This window comes from Parashewanella sp. 2210YD4-3 (genome assembly GCF_056591735.1).
Map to the genome: position 1 here is coordinate 207,342 of NZ_JBWQOG010000007.1, position 17,740 is coordinate 225,081.

Genomic DNA, 17,740 nt, shown 5'->3' on the forward strand with positions numbered 1-17,740 from the left:
GATCAGTCGTTTAGCTCCTTATTATGATATGCCTTAGCAAATGAGATGCCTCCGTATGAAGCAAGTTTCACCCCTTTTATATCAGTGCGTTTTAAAATAATTCGATTAGAGTGCGCCAAGGGAACTAATGGCATTTGCTCGCTTAATAACATTTCAGCTTTTTGATAGAGTTTTTTTCTATCAGCTTGATCTGTCACCGTTTTGGCTTGCTCAAGAATAGAATCAAATTTCGTATCACACCACTGAGAACGATTATTGTTAGATTTAAGAGCTGCGCAGCTTAAGAAAGGTGAAAAGAAGTTATCAGGGTCACTATTATCAGCGTTCCAGCCAAGCAAAACAGAATCGTATTGGGAGTGGTTTAGTTTTTTAGACAATACTCTCCAATCGTTGCTATGAATATGAGCTTTGATTCCAACTTTCGCCAAATCAGCCTGAATCAATTGTGCTGTTTTAACTGGGTTAGGGTTATAAGTCCTAGCCGTAGGCATGGTTAAAATATTCATTCGTAAATTTGTTAACCCTTTTTTTTGCAAAATTTGCTTAGCCTTAACTGGGTTATAACCTTGATGTTTAGGGTTGATACCATGTGCCCAAGACGCTGGAGGTAAAATACTGTCGGCTTCCACTGCTGTTTGTCGATATACAACACTCAAAATATCACTCTTGTTGATGGCCATAGCCAAAGCTTGCCTCACTTCAGGGTCATCAAACGGAGGCTTTAAGGTATTAAACGCCCAAAATGCTACATTCATCCCTCTTTGTTGTTGAATTTGTACGTGCGGATATTGGTCTGCCACTTTTAATTCAAGAGGTTTTGGTAAGGCTGAGACACCGCAATCACCGGTGAGTAATTTAGCCAGCCTTTGTGAGTTTTTTCTAGTAATATCAAATACTAAGTGTTTTATTTCTGTCCTTTTTCCCCAGTAATCACTATTTTGCTGATAACGGATGTATTCATTTTTAACGTATTGTTTTAATACAAATGGGCCGGTACCGATAGCAAACTGATCGATCCTTTGTGGTGTTCCGGCTTTAAGGAGAAAGTCAGCATATTCTTTAGATAAAACTACCGCAAAGTCAGAGGCTAAATTTGCTAGAAAGCTGGCATCTGGACGATTTAATGTGAAAGTTACTGTGTATAAATCTGGTGCTGAAATATCTTTGACTAAAGATTGAAACCCAATGCTTTGAAAAAAAGGATAACCCGTTGCAGATACATCATGGTAAGGGTTATCTGCTCTAATTATTCTATTAAATGAAAACAGCACATCAAGTGCATTAAAGTTTCTGCTTGGGCTAAACCACTGGGCGCGATGGAACTTAACACCTTTGCGAAGCTTAAATGTGTATGCTTTTCCATCCTTGGTTACTTGCCAAGATGTCGCGAGCGATGGTGAGACTTTACCCGTAGTAACATCATATTCAATCAAATGATCGTAAATTTGATGCGAGCTAGCATCTATGGTTGTTCCTAGAGTAACAATCTGAGGATTAAAACTTTCTGGGTTTCCCTCAGAGCAATATACTAATCCACTGGGAACATTTTGTGGCTGACAGCCTGAAAGTGTAATTAAGCTCAGGCAAACAGCGAGAACTAAAATGAACCGATTTTGAGCCAGTTTCATCATTAATTGTGAGTGGTTTGTTTGATCTTTTTACATTCTAACAGCCATAGACCAAAAGCGACAATGTTGAAAACAAAGATATGCAATCTGAATCATTTATTTCCAAGCGATTAAACCTAGTTCATGTATAAGATTTTTAACAGTTCCTTGCTTACTATTTAACAAAGGCATTTATGTTTAATTAAGTGAGAATAGAATGAGTGGAGCAATTGAAACAGTTAAAGTTATGAGTTGTTTTGAGATTCACAAAGGTGAATTAGATAGCAAATCTGAACAAGCAGTACTTAAAGAAATTAAGGGTAATCTTCCGAAATCAATTGGAGGTTCTAAATTATTTGCTATTCAAAAGTCGGACGCACCTAAGTCAGACGAAACTAATGTGCCTGTATGTTTACTCTACTTTATCCAAAAGCAAGAAAATGGATATAGAGTAGCTTTAAAGTCTGAAAATACCTCTTTTCCTTGGGGTAGCAAATATGTTGAAAAAGATAGTATAGCTATGAGAATTAAGACCTTTTTAAATAATAAGTCAGCAACCTTAGTCTCAGATCTAGATGAAGACGTAAGAAGGGTACTTGACACTCTACCAGATGGCATACTATTACAAGGCGAAGTCATTGGAAATACTAAGCTTTTCTAAGGCTTTTCCAGTAAATTGTACTTCTTTAAGATCCCACGCAGCTGATGGTAGCTCAAACCAAGATTATCAGCGGTTTTTCGCTGATTAAACTGGCTATGTTCTAAGGCATTTTTAATTAAGTCAATTTCGAATTCTTCAGTCGCTTCTTTAAACTTGATAGGGAACTCTAATTGAGGCTTTGCTTCTGGTTTACTAATGTCTGTAGCTTCATTTGGTGCTGGTGTGTTTATTGATATTTCTTCTTTTACGGTACGCTGAGAAACGGTTCTAACTCTTTGCTTAGGGCGATAAGGAGACTCGAAAGGGTCGAGACTGATTTCTGAAATCGGCTCAGCTTCCATTCCATAACGATAAACACTTCGTTCGATCGCATTTTTCAACTCACGAATATTACCCGGCCATTGATAATCATGAAGTTGCTGAACGGCATGTTGCGAAAAGCCTGTAAAAAATGGCATTTCTAACTGCTTAACCATGCCCATAGCGAAATACTCAGCCAGCGGCATAATATCTTCTTTGCGGTAACGTAGAGGTGGAAGAGTGATAACGTCAAATGCGAGTCTATCCAATAAATCAGCTCTAAATTCGCCTGCTTCGGCTAAAGATGGGAGGTCTTCGTTAGCAGCACAAATAAGGCGAACATCAGTTTGTACCGTTTTACTGCCGCCAACACGTTCAAATTCGCCATATTCAATCACTCGCAGAAGCTTTTCTTGAATTAAGCCGCTGGTATTGGCGAGTTCATCTAAAAATAGGGTGCCATTGTCGGCTCGTTCAAAACGGCCCTCATGACGACCTTTAGCACCTGTAAAAGCACCAGACTCGTGACCAAACAATTCACTTTCAAGCAAGTTTTCACTTAAAGAAGAGCAGTTTAGCTTGATGAAACTCTGATCCCAACGTTTAGATAGATAATGCAATCGCTCTGCGATAAGCTCTTTACCCGTGCCTCGTTCACCAATAATCAGCACTGGCTTGGAGAGAGGTGCGACTTGCGACACATGCTCTAAAATTTCCAGTAGTGCATTAGACTCGCCAATCAAATTATCTTGTTTGAATGAATTACTCATGTGGTAATTAGTAATTTCCACTAACTTTTGGTGAAAAATATAATATGATGCTGTTGAGTGAAAAGAAAGAAAAAGTTATAAATTTGTTTAACATGTTGTTATTGTTGGGTTTTGCAAAGTTGGCACAGTATCTGTAATAGTAAATCCGACATCAACAACTTTGAGGATAGAATGATGGGAATTTTTTCACGTTTTGCCGATATTATTAATTCAAATATCAGCTCACTACTCGATAAAGCAGAAGACCCTGAAAAAATGGTTCGCCTGATCATTCAGGAAATGGAAGACACACTGGTAGAGGTTCGCTCTACTAACGCTAAAGTACTGGCTGAGAAAAAAGAAATTCTTCGCCGTGTAGCTAAAGCAGAAGAGCAAGTGCAAGATTGGGAAGCTAAAGCTGAACTTGCGTTATCAAAAGATCGCGAAGACTTAGCCAAGGCAGCATTGGTTGAAAAACAAAAAGCTTCTGATTTAGTAAAAGCGTTAAGCGATGAATTACTTGTGATTGAAGAGCAAATTGCACGCTTGAAAGAAGAAGTGGTTCAATTGCAAGAAAAGCTGGCGGATGCAAAAGCGCGTCAGAAGACCATTGTTATGCGTACACAAACAGCTTCATCTCGTTTAAACGTAAAGCGTCAGCTTGATTCAAGTAAAGTAGACGATGCCATGCTTAAATTTGAGCAATACGAGCGTCGAGTTGAAGGGCTTGAGTCTCAAGTTGAAGCTTATGACTTAGGTAAGAAAAATACGCTTGCCGACGAGTTTGCTGCACTTGAAGCTGAAGAAACGGTTAATAATGAGCTTGAAGCGCTTAAAGCCAAAGTGAAGGCGAAAAAGGAAAAAGCGAAAAGCTAACCTTAACTATGGAATTGAGGTGAATAATGGACCCAGATATTTTAATCGCACCGCTGATACTCTTTATGATTATCGTGGCTCCGATATGGATTATCATGCATTACCGCAGTAAAAAGCAGATTAATCAAGGATTATCGGAAGAGGAATATAAGACTCTAAACCAATTGATTGCACAAGCTGATAAGATGTCACATCGAATCGAAACACTTGAAAAAATCTTAGATGCAGAGTCTCCAGAGTGGAGAAATAAACATGAGCAACCGCGATAGGAAAACCTTATATCGTATTCCCAAACAAGGGAAAGTCGCAGGTGTTTGTGCAGGGATTGCAGATTTCTTTGGCTTTGAAACATGGTTAGTTCGTGTCGTTACCGCTTCAGTATTTTTACTGGGTGGCGCTGGAATGGTGTTTATCATTTACATTGCACTTTGGGTAATTTTAGACATTAAACCTAATGAAGACTCAGAAAGCCCACTTCATAAGGATATAGAAGTGAAAAAGAAAATCTGGCAGGCAGGAGAGCCTGCTCAGCAAGCTCTGCAAGACGTTAATAAACAGTTTAGTGCATTAGAGTTAAGGCTTAGAAATCTTGAGCGCCATGTAACTTCTGATAGCTACGACTTAAAACGTCAAATTGATAATCTTTAAGGCGCACTCTATGCGCCTTTTTGTTTTTCTTGGTTGTGTGTATTTTTTATGAGTTTACTCTCTAAGCAATTTAATAAAGTAAAAAGTAAAACTGAGTCTGTAATTAATCGAAGCGCAGATAGGCATATTCGTCTTGCAATAACTGGGTTATCTGGGGCAGGAAAAACAGCCTTTATTACTGGCTTAGTTCATCAACTATTGTTTTCTGCTACCAAAACCAAGGATTCAAATTTACCACTTTGGCACGTGGCTAGAGAAAAGCGATTGCTTGGTGTGGTTAGAGAGCAACAACCAGACCTTGCTATTCCAAGTTTTGCTCATAATTCCGCGATGGCACAGCTCTCATCGGAATTACCTAAATGGCCTGAATCAACCAGAAATATCAGTGAACTTAGACTCGCCATCCATTTTAGGCCTCAATCAGGCGTGAGAGGTAAGCTCTTTGATAAGAGTAAGCTGTTACTCGATATCATCGATTATCCGGGTGAGTGGCTACTTGATTTGCCGTTACTTAAGCTCAATTTTGTTGAGTGGTGCATAGAGCAACAAAGCCGAATAGCCATTTTAAGTCAACAAACTGGCTATAAAACGTTTATTGAAGAGATGCAGAAATTAGATTTTGCATCTGAAATGGATTTATTAGTTTTAGAGCGAATTGCGAAGCAGTATCAAAATTTATTAACAACTTCCGTCAATGAAAATGGCTACTATTTGGCTCAACCTGGCAGAATGCTATTACCGGGTGATCTTGATGGCTCTCCACTGCTTACATGGTTTCCGTTAATTCATTTGTCTAGGTCTGAGTTAGAAGCTTTATCGAGTAGAGCCGAAGACAATAGTTATTTTTCTATCTTAAAGCAGCGCTATAAAGCTTATATTGATGAGGTGGTTAAGCCTTTTTATCGTGACCATTTTCGGCATTTTGATCGCCAAGTTGTCTTGGTGGACTGCTTATCAGCGTTAAATCATGGTCAAACTCAATTTACTGACATGACTCAAGCGTTATCAGGTGTCCTAAATAGCTTTCAGTTTGGTCAGGCAAATTGGTTGAACCGTTTGTTTGCCCCAAAAATTGATAAATTATTATTTGTCGCCAGTAAATGTGATCAGATCACTCGAGATCAACAATCAAATTTATTGTATTTACTTAATGATATGTTGTCTGAGACTCAACAACTGGCCTCAATTAAAGGCTGTGATGTCGAAACTATGGCTATTAGTGCGATTAAAGTGACACGCCACGGTTTAGTTAAACATCAAGATCAAGAAGTCGAAGTTGTTGAAGGGCGAGTAGATGAAACTTCTGATGTAATAAGGATCTTTCCCGGTGAAGTGCCGCGCAAGTTGCCCCAAGCCGACTTTTGGCAAAAGCAAGGATTTCAATTTAACAACTTTCAGCCGCCCATGTCTTTTGCTAACGCTCAAAAGCTACGGCTTGAACATATACGTTTAGATCACTTGTTACAGTATTTATTAGGAGACAAACTTGACTAAAATGGAGAGTGAAAAAGTCAACCTTAAACCATCGTATGTATTCGAAACTGAACAAACTCTTTTAACGGAGCCTGAAGCAGATTTACAAGCCGCGCAAAAGTTTGAACTTGAGTTGATGGAAGAATCTGAGATCAAGAAACAACTTGATGTGCTTGATGATGTTGAGCAAAAAGTATCAAAGCCAACTACTTTGTCTAAGCTAGCCAAAATAGCAATGTTAGCATTTATTACATTGATTTTTTTGGAGTTGGTAACAGGCTTAATCGAAGTGTGGCAGCAAAGCTCAGTTTTATTTGGTGTTTATTCAGGCTTAATTGGAGTGATTTTAGCTTGGGTTGGTAAAGTGATTTTATCTGAATATAAAAAATTAAAGTCATTAAAAAACCAGCAAAACCATCAGCAGACTTCATTGCGTCTAAAAAACAGTATGCAAATAGGTGAAGCAGATGCCTTTATTCGTAACTTGTCATTCAATTCAAGTGATAAACAAAGTCTGGATGAATTTAATCGACTCAGCTCACAAGAGCATAATGATGCTGAATTTTTAAAGCTATTTGAACAAACGGTATTAGCGGAGCAAGATAAAAAAGCTAAAAAAATCGTTCATAAATATGCTGCGGAATCAGCTTTATTACTTGCTGTCAGTCCATTTGCTTTATTGGACATGGCTTTAGTATTACTAAGAAATCAAAAGATGCTCACTGAATTAGCTAAGTGTTACGGTATTGAACTTGGTTATGCAAGCCGAATTAAACTTACTCGAAGTATTGTGAAGAACATCTTGTATGCTGGAACTGCCGAAGTGCTAACTGATATAGGTAGCCATCTATTATCTTTAGAACTCACAGGAAAGCTTTCGGCAAAATTAGGACAGGGTCTTGGAGGGGGTCTGTTGACTGCAAGGTTAGGGTATCAAGCCATGGCACTTTGTCGTCCTATAGCTTTTGATAATAACTCTAAACCCAAATTGACCAACATTCATAAATTGCTACTAATTGAGTTGAAAAATTTCTCTAAAAATAAGTAATTGCCCATGGATTGTAATCTTGCTTTTACAGCTGGATTAGGATGATTTTTATACTTAAGCATAGGGTTTAGAGAATTTGCAGGTATGTTACCTACTAAATTAAAATAAAAACAAATGAGGTAGGTATGAAAAATACATGGAACATCTCTACTAAAGCTATTCACGCGGGCAAGACATCGGAACCTAACGGTGCTTTAGTATCTCCACTAAGTCAAAGTGCTACGTTTGTGTTTGACTCAGTTGAGCAAGGCGGGGCTCGCTTTAGTGGTGATGAACAGGGGTACATATATACAAGACTTGGAAATCCAACGACTACCGAGCTTGAAAACAAAATAGCAGTGCTTGAGGGGGCAGAAGATGCTGCGGCAACGGCATCGGGTATGGCGGCGGTGTCGTCGGCGTTACTTGCTAACCTAGCACAAGGCGATCATGTTATTGCATCTCGAACCGTATATGGTTGCTGTTTTTCTCTTTTGACCCATCAGTTTGAACGTTTTGGAATTGAGTCTACATTTGTTGATTTTACCGATATTGATTCAATTAGAGCTGCCATCAAGCCAAATACCAAAGTGCTTTTTTGCGAAACGCCTGTGAATCCACACCTTGAAGTTTACGACTTAACGGCTATTGCAAAGCTTGCGAAGCAGTACGAGATCATTTCTATTGTTGATAACACCTTTATGACGCCAGTTCTACAAAGACCTCTTGAGTTTGGCATTGATATGGTAGTGCACAGTGCAACCAAGTACCTTAATGGCCATGGAGATGTTGTCGCTGGCATTGTTTGTGGGAACAAGCAAATCATAGACAAGGTGAAGTTTGAAATCATCAAAGATATTGGCGGGATCATTTCTCCCCACGATGCGTGGCTGATTTTAAGAGGCATGAAAACACTAGATGTGCGTGTACAACGCCATTGTGATAATGCTGAAAAAGTGGCTGACTTTTTAGAGTCTCATCCTAAAGTTGCGAAGGTTTATTACCCTGGACTAGATTCTCATCAGGGTTCTAAATTTATCGGTACGCAGATGCAAAGAGCAGGTGGAGTCATGGCTTTTGAGTTAGAGGCCGATCTAAAATCGAGCATGAACTTTGTAAATTCTTTGGAATTATTTTCAATCGCAGTCAGTTTAGGTGATGCGGAGTCACTGATACAGCATCCTGCTTCTATGACCCATTCTCCATATACAGAGGAAGCCAGAGCAGAAGCAGGCATTACCGATAATTTGATCCGAATATCTATCGGTCTAGAGAATGTTGAAGATATTATTGAAGATTTAGCCTCTGGTCTAATGAAGCTGTAGCCTTATTTGTCTGACATTAAGACTTGATCTTTTTTCATTTATAAGTAGTGTGGTTAATTGTTGAGCACTTGTTTCAACAATTAACAATCAATAATGGAAAGGGGAAAGCCGATGAAAGGATTAATTCAGGCTTCATTGATTGCGCTAGCGGTAATTTCTGCGCCAGTGAACGCTGGAGATAAAACCAAGTTAGAAAAAGCTAATGTAGCAATTAAAGAGGCTACACAGCTAAAAACGATTAATATTAATACTGCTTCTGCGGAACAACTTCAAACTCTAAAAGGGATTGGGGCAAAGAAAGCGGCTGCGATTGTAAAATATCGTGAAAAGAACGGTAAATTTAAAACCGTAGCAGATCTTAAAAAGATCAAAGGTATTGGTAGCAAGTTTATCGCTAAAAATAAAAAAGCTTTGGTTTTATAAATGCTGGTAAACAAAGTATAAGGCAACTATTTAGTTGCCTTTTTTATTGTTAAACACTTCAATGTTTTGCATAATTCTTTATACCATTACTACGCACCTTCTAAACCCATTTTTATATGAAAATAATCGCAGATGCCAATATGCCTTTTGCAGAAGAACTCTTTCAGCAATTTGGTGACGTGCATAAGTTAGACGGTCGTTCGATGACAGCCGATGATGTAAAAGATGCCGATATTCTTCTTGTTCGCTCAGTAACTACTGTTGACTCATCATTACTTTTCGAAAATAGTAAATTAAAGTTCGTAGGTACAGCGACAATCGGCACTGATCATATTGATCTAGATTACTTAAAATCCAAAAACATCGAATTTTCAAATGCCCCTGGCTGCAATGCTATTGCTGTCGGTGAGTACGCATTTACAGCCATGCTGGAACTAGCACATAAATATGGCGAAGAGCTTAAAAACAAGACAGTAGGCATTATTGGAGCAGGAAATACAGGCTCCGCATTAGAAAAGTGTCTAAAAACATATGGTGTTAACACTTTATTATGTGATCCAATAAAAGCTGAACAAGGCGATCCTCGTAAATTTGTGTCTCTCGAAGCTGTAATTGAAAGTGCAGATGTGATTAGCTTGCATGTCCCCTTAACCAAGGAAGGCGAACATAAGACATTTCATCTTTTAGATGAAGCTAAATTAAAGCAACTTCAACACAATGCTTGGTTATTAAATTGTTGTCGTGGTGAGGTTTTAGATAATCAGGCATTGACCCGAGTGAAAAAGCACAGAGAGGATATTAAACTTGTCCTCGATGTTTGGGAAGGTGAGCCGTATCCTATTGAAGCATTGATTCCTTCTGTAGACATCGCAACGCCACATATTGCTGGTTACAGTCTTGAAGGCAAAGCTAGAGGGACGTTTATGCTATATGAGAAAGTGTGTCAGTTGTTTTCAAAGCCTCTAAAAACAAGTATCTCGCAACTTTTACCTGAATTCTTTATCAGTAAAGTCCAGCTTGATACAAACCTCACACAATTAGATCTGTTACGGCTTATGCGATTGGTATACGATATAAGTGATGATGACCGTAGTTTCAGGCAATTAGACTTCTCAAATAAGGAGTTTGATGTAATGAGAAAAGCTCATAAACATCGCCGTGAATGCTCAGCATTGACCATATCCGTAGTTGAAGAGTCACAAGATTGGTTATTCGAATTAGGTTTTTCTAGAGAACAAGCATAAATATGTCACAAGAGTTTAATATTGCCATACTTGGCGCATCTGGAAATGTCGGTCAAGCAATGATCGAGATTTTAGAAGAAAGAGATTTCCCTGTTGCTAACTTATATCCATTAGGAAGTAAAAACAGCGCTGGAAATACCATTAACTTTAGAGGTGAAGATATCACCATCATCAATGTTGATGAGTTTGATTGGGCGCAAGCTCAAATCAGCTTCTTTTCAGCTGGTGGAAGTGTATCCGAAAAGTGGGCTCCCATCGCAGGTGAAGCAGGGTGTGTGGTTATCGATAACACCTCACACTTTAGATATGACATTGATGTACCGCTTGTAATACCAGAAGTTAATCCTCAAGCCATTGCCGATTTCAGAAATCGCAACATCATTGCTAACCCAAATTGTTCAACAATTCAGATGTTAGTAGCGCTAAAACCTATTTATGATGCTTTTGGTTTAGAACGAATTAATGTTTCTACCTATCAATCAGTATCTGGTTCAGGTAAAGAAGCCATCGAAGAGTTGTCAGGTCAGTGTGTTAAGCTGCTTCAGGGCTTACCAGCAGAATCAAAGGTCTATGATAAGCAAATAGCATTCAATGCCTTGCCGCATATCGATGTCTTTATGGACAACGGTTTCACTAAAGAAGAAATGAAAATGGTATGGGAAACCCATAAAATTTTGGGTGACGAAAGTATCATGGTAAATCCGACTGCCGTTCGAGTTCCTGTATTCCACGGACACAGCGAAGCTCTACATATCGAGACTCGCCAACCTGTTGAGGCGGAAGACATTAAAGCTGTGTTATATCAGGCTGAAGGTGTTGAATTATTTGCTGAAGATGCAGATTACCCTACTGCGGTGACAGAGGCAGCTGGTACTGACCCTGTTTATGTAGGACGTATTCGTAAAGATTTATTTTTGCCAAATGCTGTAAATTTATGGGTTGTGGCCGATAACATTCGTAAAGGCGCTGCTCTTAACAGTATACAAATTGCTGAAATCTTAATTAGAGACTATTACTAACAGTGTCAGACAAAAGAAAAGCTTGCGGTATAGCAAGCTTTTTATTAATTGCTATATAGCGAGAGAATTTTTTCTAGTTTGTAGCTAAACTCAATAAATACAATACCATTTACATTCATTCACTGTGGCTAAAGAGGAGTGTTAGCAAAGAAAATACAAGGCGGAAGGACTAGTCATAGTTACAGCTATGGTGAGAAGTTTCAGCGATGTAGTTACGATGCTAGGGTTTTTTCTAAACATAGTTAGATTGATACGAATGGTAAAATGCAAAATCGCAACTTTTGAGCAAGAAAGGAAAGGATGAATGAACTTTCGCACCTCGTTTTTGGTTGGCTTATTAGCTATCGCCTCGTCACTTTTATGGCAACAGGATTCTTTAATCACTTCAGCCCATGCCGCAACAAATTTTAAAGTTACTGGCCCTAATGGTGAAAGAAAAGTAGAGCATAATCAATATGGCCCTACTAAGATTTCCGATACGTTTTGGAGCATCGCCAGTAAAGTTAAGCCAAATCAACAAGTGACGATTTATCAGGTTATGGCTGCAATCTATGATGCCAACCCTCATGCGTTTGCAACCTCTAACTATAATAGCCTTGAAGCTGGCATGTTTTTGGTGATTCCACCTGTTGAAAACATGATAGCGATTCCTAATTCTGTTGCTAGAAACCGTGCGACTCAAAACGATAAAACATGGGGAAATCGTAAATCTAACCCAGTAAAGCCAAAGCTAGCCCAAGTAAAACAGCCAACAAAACAAGTAAAAGCTGAGACTCCGAAGTCAAACGAATCAGATAAGCAAAAAATTGCCGAATTAACTCAGTTGCTTGAAGATGAAAAAAGCAAGGTTATGTCTTTAACAGATGAGTTAAGCCGCACACAAGATGAGTTGCGAGCCACTCGAGATGACTTTCAATCATTGAAGGCTCAACTGGGTAACTTCAATGATAAGGTGGCTACCTTAGATGAAACCTTATTAGAAACAAAGCAAAAAAATGCCGCTCTAGCCGCTAATAATGCCGAGTTAACCGATCAACTTGCAGCTTTAAAAGTAGAGCAACCGCAAGAAACATGGACAAAGCTGCTAGATAATACATGGGTTATGGTAGCTGCTATAGCTATTCCAGCATTATTGATTATCAATATTGTTTTATTTTTATTCAGATTGTTCCGACGAGATTCAAATGCTGAGTCTGAGCTTCAAGAGTCTGAATTTGCAGTTGCTCAACCTGAACCAGAACCTGAGCCGGAAATTGATTTAGATTTAAATACTGAACAAGAAGTAACCGATGACGCAGATTCTGATATTGCTATTCACTTAGATAGTGATGAAGGGCCAGAAATTGAATCAGTGATCGAAAGCAATGAATCTGAAGAAGATGACAGCGATGCGCTTGATGCATTGTGGGCCGATGCATTAGATGAACAAATGGATGGCAAAGAAATCGGTGAAGATACTGAGGAATTACTGTCAAAACTAGAGCAAAACCAAGCTGATATCGAAACAGAAAATGAAATCAGCGACATTGAAGAAATTTTAACTGAAACAAAAAGTGTAGAAGTTACGCCAGAACCAGAGGCGATAACGGAATCTGAGCCAGAAGAACTTGTTTCTGAACAAGATACTTTTGCAGAATCGCTAGATATTAACGATGAAGCTGATGACGAAATCCTATCGGATCAAGAAATTGATGATATTCAAGATAAAATTATCGATGAGTTTTTTGAGCAACAAGGTATAGATGCTTTATCTGACAAAGCTGAAGATAACGAAGTTGAAAGCGTAGATGATAGCTCTGGCTTAGATATCGAGTTAACTGAGCTAGATGAGCAAGGTGATGAATCAGTTGATTCTACAATTTCGCTTCAGTCAGAAGACAATATTATCGATCCACAAGAAGAGTTTTCTCCGTCAGAAACCATTGAATTCGAAGTTGATGAACCTTTGATGAATGACGAGTTAGAAGCAATACAAGATCTTGAACTGATTGAAGACCCTGAACCAATATCTGAGCTTGATACTGCTGAATTAACAGCTGAAAGTAATGAAAAAACTGAAGAATTTAGTATCGACTTTGACACTGAAGTATTAACTAGTGATGAGGTGACTCAAGAATCTACCATTGAGTTAGATGAGTCAGATATTGCAGCTAGCCCTCAATCTAGCAACATCAGTGAGGCCGCAGCGGAAGAACTAACAGAAGAGTTTGGTGAATCATTAGATGAATTAAATCAGTTAGTGTCGGATTCATCGACTACAGGAACTGAAGAAGAATTAAAAGAGCCGTCTACGGAGTTACCTGCTGCGGATCCTGTTGATGACTTAGATGCGCTGATGTCGGAGTTTGGTGTTGAACCTGCGTCAGCTACTGATTCAAGCTTTGAAAATGAATTAGCATCAGTATCTCCTGAAGTCACTGATCTTGAATCCGCAACGCCAGTAGAAGTTGATTTTGAACTACCAGCTGCTGTTGACTCGTCATTTGAAGGGGATCAGATGACGGTGGATGAAGCGCTTGCTGCTTTAGATGTGGACAGCGAAGAGGCTAGTGAATCATCAGAGCAGACGGATATAGTCGAAAATGATTTAGCTGATTTTCAAAAAGAAAATGGTTACATTGACATTGATAAATTACTCAATGAAGCGGATGAACAAGCCAGTGAAATCGAACCGTATAAAGATGTTGATTTAGACTTAGGTTTCGATCAAGAAATGGAGAGCTTGATGGACGACAAAGCCATTGTTGATGTTGACGATGCTGAGAATGCGATAAATGCCAAATTGGACTTAGCGAGAGCTTATATCGAGATAGAAGATAAGGATAGTGCTAAGGCTTTGCTTCAAGATGTACAAGCAGAGGGCAATGAACGCCAACAAGGTGAAGCTCAACAGCTTATTGATAATTTATAACATGTTATGATTTAAAAACGGCAATACTTATGTATTGCCGTTTTTTTTGGTATAAAATGCCCGCCAAGGTTGAACAGATGTAACGGAAAATTATGCGAATAGCATTGGGTGTAGAGTACGATGGCAGTGCTTATTTTGGTTGGCAAAGACAAAAAGAAGTAGATACGGTTCAGGCTCAGCTTGAAAAGGCTTTATCATTTATCGCCAATGAAAAAATAGAACTACAATGCGCAGGCCGAACAGACGCTGGTGTTCACGGCACAGGTCAAGTAGTTCACTTTGATACTAAAGCCGAACGTCCTCTGAAAGCATGGAGTATGGGCGTTAATGCTAACTTGCCTGATAACATTGCAGTCCGCTGGGCAAAGCAGGTTGATGAAGACTTTCATGCTCGCTTTTCGGCAACCGCAAGGCGCTACCGTTACATCATTTATAACCACAAGCTTCGCCCGGGGATCTTACGTCACGGTGTCAGCCATTATCACGGTAATATTGATGAAACTAAGATGCATCAAGCTGCACAGGTTTTATTAGGTGAGCAGGATTTTACTAGCTTTAGAGCGATCCAATGCCAGTCCAACACCCCATTCAGAAATGTACATCATGTAGAAGTTAGTCGTCAGGGTAATTATGTAATTATTGATATTGCAGCTAATGCATTTTTGCATCACATGGTTCGTAATATTGTGGGTTCATTGATCGAAATTGGTCTTGGTAACCAACCATTAGATTGGATGAAAACACTATTGGATTTAAGGGATAGAACCAAAGCTGCTCCCACAGCTAAGGCAGGGGGGTTATACCTTGTTGATGTAACTTACCCTGAATTTTTAGAATTGCCTAAACCTGCACTTGGCCCTTTGTTTTTGGCAGATTAACTTTTAGCAGATTATAAATGACAGATATTACACAGTCTTCATCGTTATCAGAGTGGTTGGATTACATTTTAGCCCAACACCCAGTTGAAATAGATATGGGGTTAGCGCGTATAACTCAAGTAGCCGAACAGCTTGATGTATTAAGTTTTCCTAATGCAAAGGTAATTACGGTTGCTGGAACTAATGGTAAGGGCAGCACCTGTGCCTTTATCGAAAGCATCTTGCTGAAAGCAGGGTATTCAGTTGGGGTATATAGCTCACCGCATTTGCTTCGTTTTAATGAGCGCATTCGTATCAACAGGGAATTTGTTTCTAATGACGAATTGTTAGCAGCTTTTCAAAAAATTGAAGTTGCTAAAGGTGACGTTAGCTTATCTTTTTTTGAATATACAACTTTAGCTGGACTACTCATTTTTAAGAACCAAGCCCCAGATGTGGTGATTTTAGAGGTCGGTTTAGGTGGACGATTGGATGCGACTAATATTGTTGATTCTGACATATCAGCAATCACAACAATTGGGTTGGATCATCAAGAATACTTAGGTAACACTCGAGAATCTGTTGGAACAGAAAAAATTGGGGTATGTCGCCCTAATAAGTTAGCCGTTATCGGTGAGCCAGATGTTCCTGTAAAAGTAAAACAAGCTTTAATTGATAAGCAAGTTAAGGCTCTTTTTGTAGGGAATGATTTTAAGTTTGAGTCAAGCACCGACACTTGGGATTTTGTCGGAGACATTAAAGTTAAAGATATTCCTTTCCCTCAATTACCGTTACCTAATGCGGTAACCAGTGTTGCTATTATTAAGCAAGCATTTCCTCACATTGACCATGAAGTCATAAAGCAAGGTATTGCAGGCGCGAGAGTAGCAGGGCGCCTAGAAAAGGTTATGGACAAGCCTTTGGTATTACTCGATGTTGGACATAACCCTCAAGCGGCTAAATATTTGGCTGGTCGTTTAAAGCAATACCAAGGTAAAAAAATTCATGCTGTTTGTGGGATGGTAAAAGATAAGGATTCTGCATCGGTTATTAAAGAGTTAGATGGGAGTATTCACCACTGGAATTTTATTCCGTTACCTACAGAGCGATCTGCGGATGTTAATGATTTGATTGCCGGAGTGACAGAGCCGAAAAAAGCGATGACTTTTGCTAGTATGGAAGATGCTTGGCAGAAAATATCTCAACAAGTAAGTGATGAAGATGTGGTAATTGTGTTTGGGTCATTTTACACTGTGGCAGAGTTTTACAAATTAAATCTTGATGGACGTTTGGAAAAAGGATAAATCGTGTCAAATCAATTTCAGAATCGTTTAGTTGGGACTATAGTTGTTGTTGCCATCGGCGTTATCTTTTTGCCAGATATGCTAGACGGTAAGGATAAAAGGCAAGAAGAAAACTTTTCTGAAATTCCCCTGAGACCAGAATTCAGTGGTGATTTACAAGAGCCGCTAGTTATAGATGTCGATCCGAATTATAACTCTGAAGTCGAGTCTAAATCTGAACCATCACAAGAGCAGTCTAATAATACTGAAATCTCTCAAGATGCTACAAACACCAATCAAGTTAAACAAAATGTTAAGACAGAGGTCAAGCCGGAGTCAACAGTAGCCGAAAATCAACAACCTAAATTAGCAAATTCAGTGGCTTACACTATTCAGCTTGGTAGTTTTAATAATGCTAAAAATGCCGATGCATTAGTTCAGCGTCTTAGAAAGCAAGGCTTTCGAGCGTATAGCATTCCAAAAGTGCCTAGGGATAAACAATTAACACGAGTATTTGTAGGGCCAGATATATCAAAAACAAAACTCGAGCAAACACAACAACAACTGCATAAACTTACTCAGATGAAGGGCCGGATCATAAATTACGACCCAGTTAATCAATAATGACGTGAGCTAAATACAGTTATTTATTTTTCAGACAATTAATTCATAGTCACTAGGGTGAGATATTGTTGCAGTTTTGCTAAGATCTTTCCGTTAGATGAATATCTTCAGGATCATATTTCAATGCTTTGGATCGATTACGCCATACTTGGCATTATCGGATTATCGACCATTATTAGTCTTATCAGAGGCTTCGCTAAAGAAGCTATGTCACTGGTGGTCTGGTTTGCGGCTTTTTTCATTGCAAGCCAATTTTATCAAGACCTTGCGGTTTTCTTAACTCAATTACAAGACCAGCTTCTTCGTAACGGCGTGGCTATTGCCATATTGTTTGTCACCACCTTAATTCTCGGAGCTTTACTTAACTATATCCTCGGGCAATTAGTATCGAAAACAGGCCTAAGCGGCACAGATAGAGTGCTTGGTGTCTGTTTTGGCGCTGTTCGTGGTGCATTAGTGGTGAGTGCGATACTATTTTTTCTCGATGCGTTCACTGGCGCTCCCAATTCGGAGTGGTGGAAAGCATCAAAATTAATTCCAGAATTCGGTGTTGTCATCCAATGGTTTTTTAACTATTTGGAAACTACATCAAGCTTTGTACCCAAATAATAATGAAATACCTTTACTCAATGTCTCTGGATGAAAATGGCTTGAGTAACATAATGCTTCAGACAATGCGCTTACCTTGTGGCTTGTGTATTGCTGAAGCTTTG

17 protein-coding genes are annotated in these 17,740 nt (G+C 39.0%); 15 read left to right on the forward strand and 2 right to left on the reverse strand.

Annotated elements, in window-relative coordinates; translation table 11 throughout:
• Nucleotides 1-2: 2 nt before the first annotated feature.
• Nucleotides 3-1,628, reverse strand: coding sequence for an ABC transporter substrate-binding protein (locus AC1EU0_RS12390; RefSeq protein WP_480302835.1), 1,626 nt, complete (start codon nt 1,626-1,628; stop codon nt 3-5).
• Between the two features lie 196 nt (nt 1,629-1,824).
• Here AC1EU0_RS12390 and AC1EU0_RS12395 point away from each other — a divergent pair, with 196 nt between their 5' ends.
• On the forward strand, nt 1,825-2,268 hold the full coding sequence (locus AC1EU0_RS12395; protein WP_480302772.1) for a hypothetical protein: 444 nt from the start codon (nt 1,825-1,827) through the stop codon (nt 2,266-2,268).
• On the opposite strand, the gene pspF is transcribed toward AC1EU0_RS12395, so the two are convergent.
• Nucleotides 2,265-3,338 (reverse strand): phage shock protein operon transcriptional activator, encoded by a 1,074-nt coding sequence (gene pspF / locus AC1EU0_RS12400; protein WP_480302773.1) that lies wholly within the window; start codon nt 3,336-3,338, stop codon nt 2,265-2,267. The genes AC1EU0_RS12395 and pspF overlap by 4 nt on opposite strands.
• 174 nt (nt 3,339-3,512) lie before the next feature.
• Between pspF and pspA the strand changes: the two genes are divergently transcribed.
• The 14 genes from pspA (at nt 3,513) to AC1EU0_RS12470 (ending at nt 17,636) form a co-directional block, all read left to right on the forward strand.
• Nucleotides 3,513-4,193 (forward strand): phage shock protein PspA, encoded by a 681-nt coding sequence (gene pspA / locus AC1EU0_RS12405; RefSeq protein ID WP_480302836.1) that lies wholly within the window; start codon nt 3,513-3,515, stop codon nt 4,191-4,193.
• Between the two features lie 26 nt (nt 4,194-4,219).
• On the forward strand, nt 4,220-4,462 hold the full coding sequence (gene pspB / locus AC1EU0_RS12410) for an envelope stress response membrane protein PspB (protein WP_480302774.1): 243 nt from the start codon (nt 4,220-4,222) through the stop codon (nt 4,460-4,462).
• Nucleotides 4,446-4,841 carry an envelope stress response membrane protein PspC gene (gene pspC / locus AC1EU0_RS12415; RefSeq protein ID WP_480302775.1) on the forward strand — a complete coding sequence of 132 codons (396 nt, stop codon included), beginning with the start codon at nt 4,446-4,448 and terminating at the stop codon, nt 4,839-4,841. Before pspB ends, pspC begins: the two co-directional genes overlap by 17 nt.
• Before the next feature lie 48 nt (nt 4,842-4,889).
• Nucleotides 4,890-6,335 (forward strand): YcjX family GTP-binding protein, encoded by a 1,446-nt coding sequence (locus AC1EU0_RS12420; RefSeq protein ID WP_480302776.1) that lies wholly within the window; start codon nt 4,890-4,892, stop codon nt 6,333-6,335.
• Nucleotide 6,336: 1 nt separating this feature from the next.
• Nucleotides 6,337-7,362, forward strand: coding sequence for a TIGR01620 family protein (locus tag AC1EU0_RS12425; protein ID WP_480302837.1), 1,026 nt, complete (start codon nt 6,337-6,339; stop codon nt 7,360-7,362).
• 125 nt (nt 7,363-7,487) lie between these two features.
• Nucleotides 7,488-8,666, forward strand: a complete 1,179-nt coding sequence (locus AC1EU0_RS12430; RefSeq protein WP_480302777.1) for a trans-sulfuration enzyme family protein — start codon at nt 7,488-7,490, stop codon at nt 8,664-8,666.
• Nucleotides 8,667-8,777: 111 nt separating this feature from the next.
• Nucleotides 8,778-9,089 carry a ComEA family DNA-binding protein gene (locus tag AC1EU0_RS12435; protein WP_480302778.1) on the forward strand — a complete coding sequence of 104 codons (312 nt, stop codon included), beginning with the start codon at nt 8,778-8,780 and terminating at the stop codon, nt 9,087-9,089.
• A 116-nt stretch (nt 9,090-9,205) separates the two neighbouring features.
• Complete coding sequence (pdxB, locus tag AC1EU0_RS12440; protein ID WP_480302779.1) at nt 9,206-10,333, forward strand: 4-phosphoerythronate dehydrogenase PdxB; 1,128 nt, start codon at nt 9,206-9,208, stop codon at nt 10,331-10,333.
• Between the two features lie 2 nt (nt 10,334-10,335).
• Nucleotides 10,336-11,352: an aspartate-semialdehyde dehydrogenase gene (locus AC1EU0_RS12445; protein WP_480302780.1), complete on the forward strand. Its 1,017-nt coding sequence runs from the start codon at nt 10,336-10,338 to the stop codon at nt 11,350-11,352.
• 304 nt (nt 11,353-11,656) lie between these two features.
• On the forward strand, nt 11,657-14,263 hold the full coding sequence (locus AC1EU0_RS12450; protein ID WP_480302781.1) for a FimV/HubP family polar landmark protein: 2,607 nt from the start codon (nt 11,657-11,659) through the stop codon (nt 14,261-14,263).
• A gap of 92 nt (nt 14,264-14,355) precedes the next feature.
• Nucleotides 14,356-15,141, forward strand: coding sequence for a tRNA pseudouridine(38-40) synthase TruA (truA, locus tag AC1EU0_RS12455; protein WP_480302782.1), 786 nt, complete (start codon nt 14,356-14,358; stop codon nt 15,139-15,141).
• 17 nt (nt 15,142-15,158) lie between these two features.
• Nucleotides 15,159-16,424: a bifunctional tetrahydrofolate synthase/dihydrofolate synthase gene (gene folC / locus AC1EU0_RS12460; RefSeq protein ID WP_480302783.1), complete on the forward strand. Its 1,266-nt coding sequence runs from the start codon at nt 15,159-15,161 to the stop codon at nt 16,422-16,424.
• A 3-nt stretch (nt 16,425-16,427) separates the two neighbouring features.
• On the forward strand, nt 16,428-17,027 hold the full coding sequence (locus tag AC1EU0_RS12465) for an SPOR domain-containing protein (RefSeq protein ID WP_480302784.1): 600 nt from the start codon (nt 16,428-16,430) through the stop codon (nt 17,025-17,027).
• Nucleotides 17,028-17,150: 123 nt separating this feature from the next.
• A complete protein-coding gene (locus AC1EU0_RS12470) occupies nt 17,151-17,636 on the forward strand; it encodes a CvpA family protein (protein WP_480302785.1) in 486 nt (161 codons plus the stop codon).
• Nucleotides 17,637-17,740: the final 104 nt, after the last annotated feature.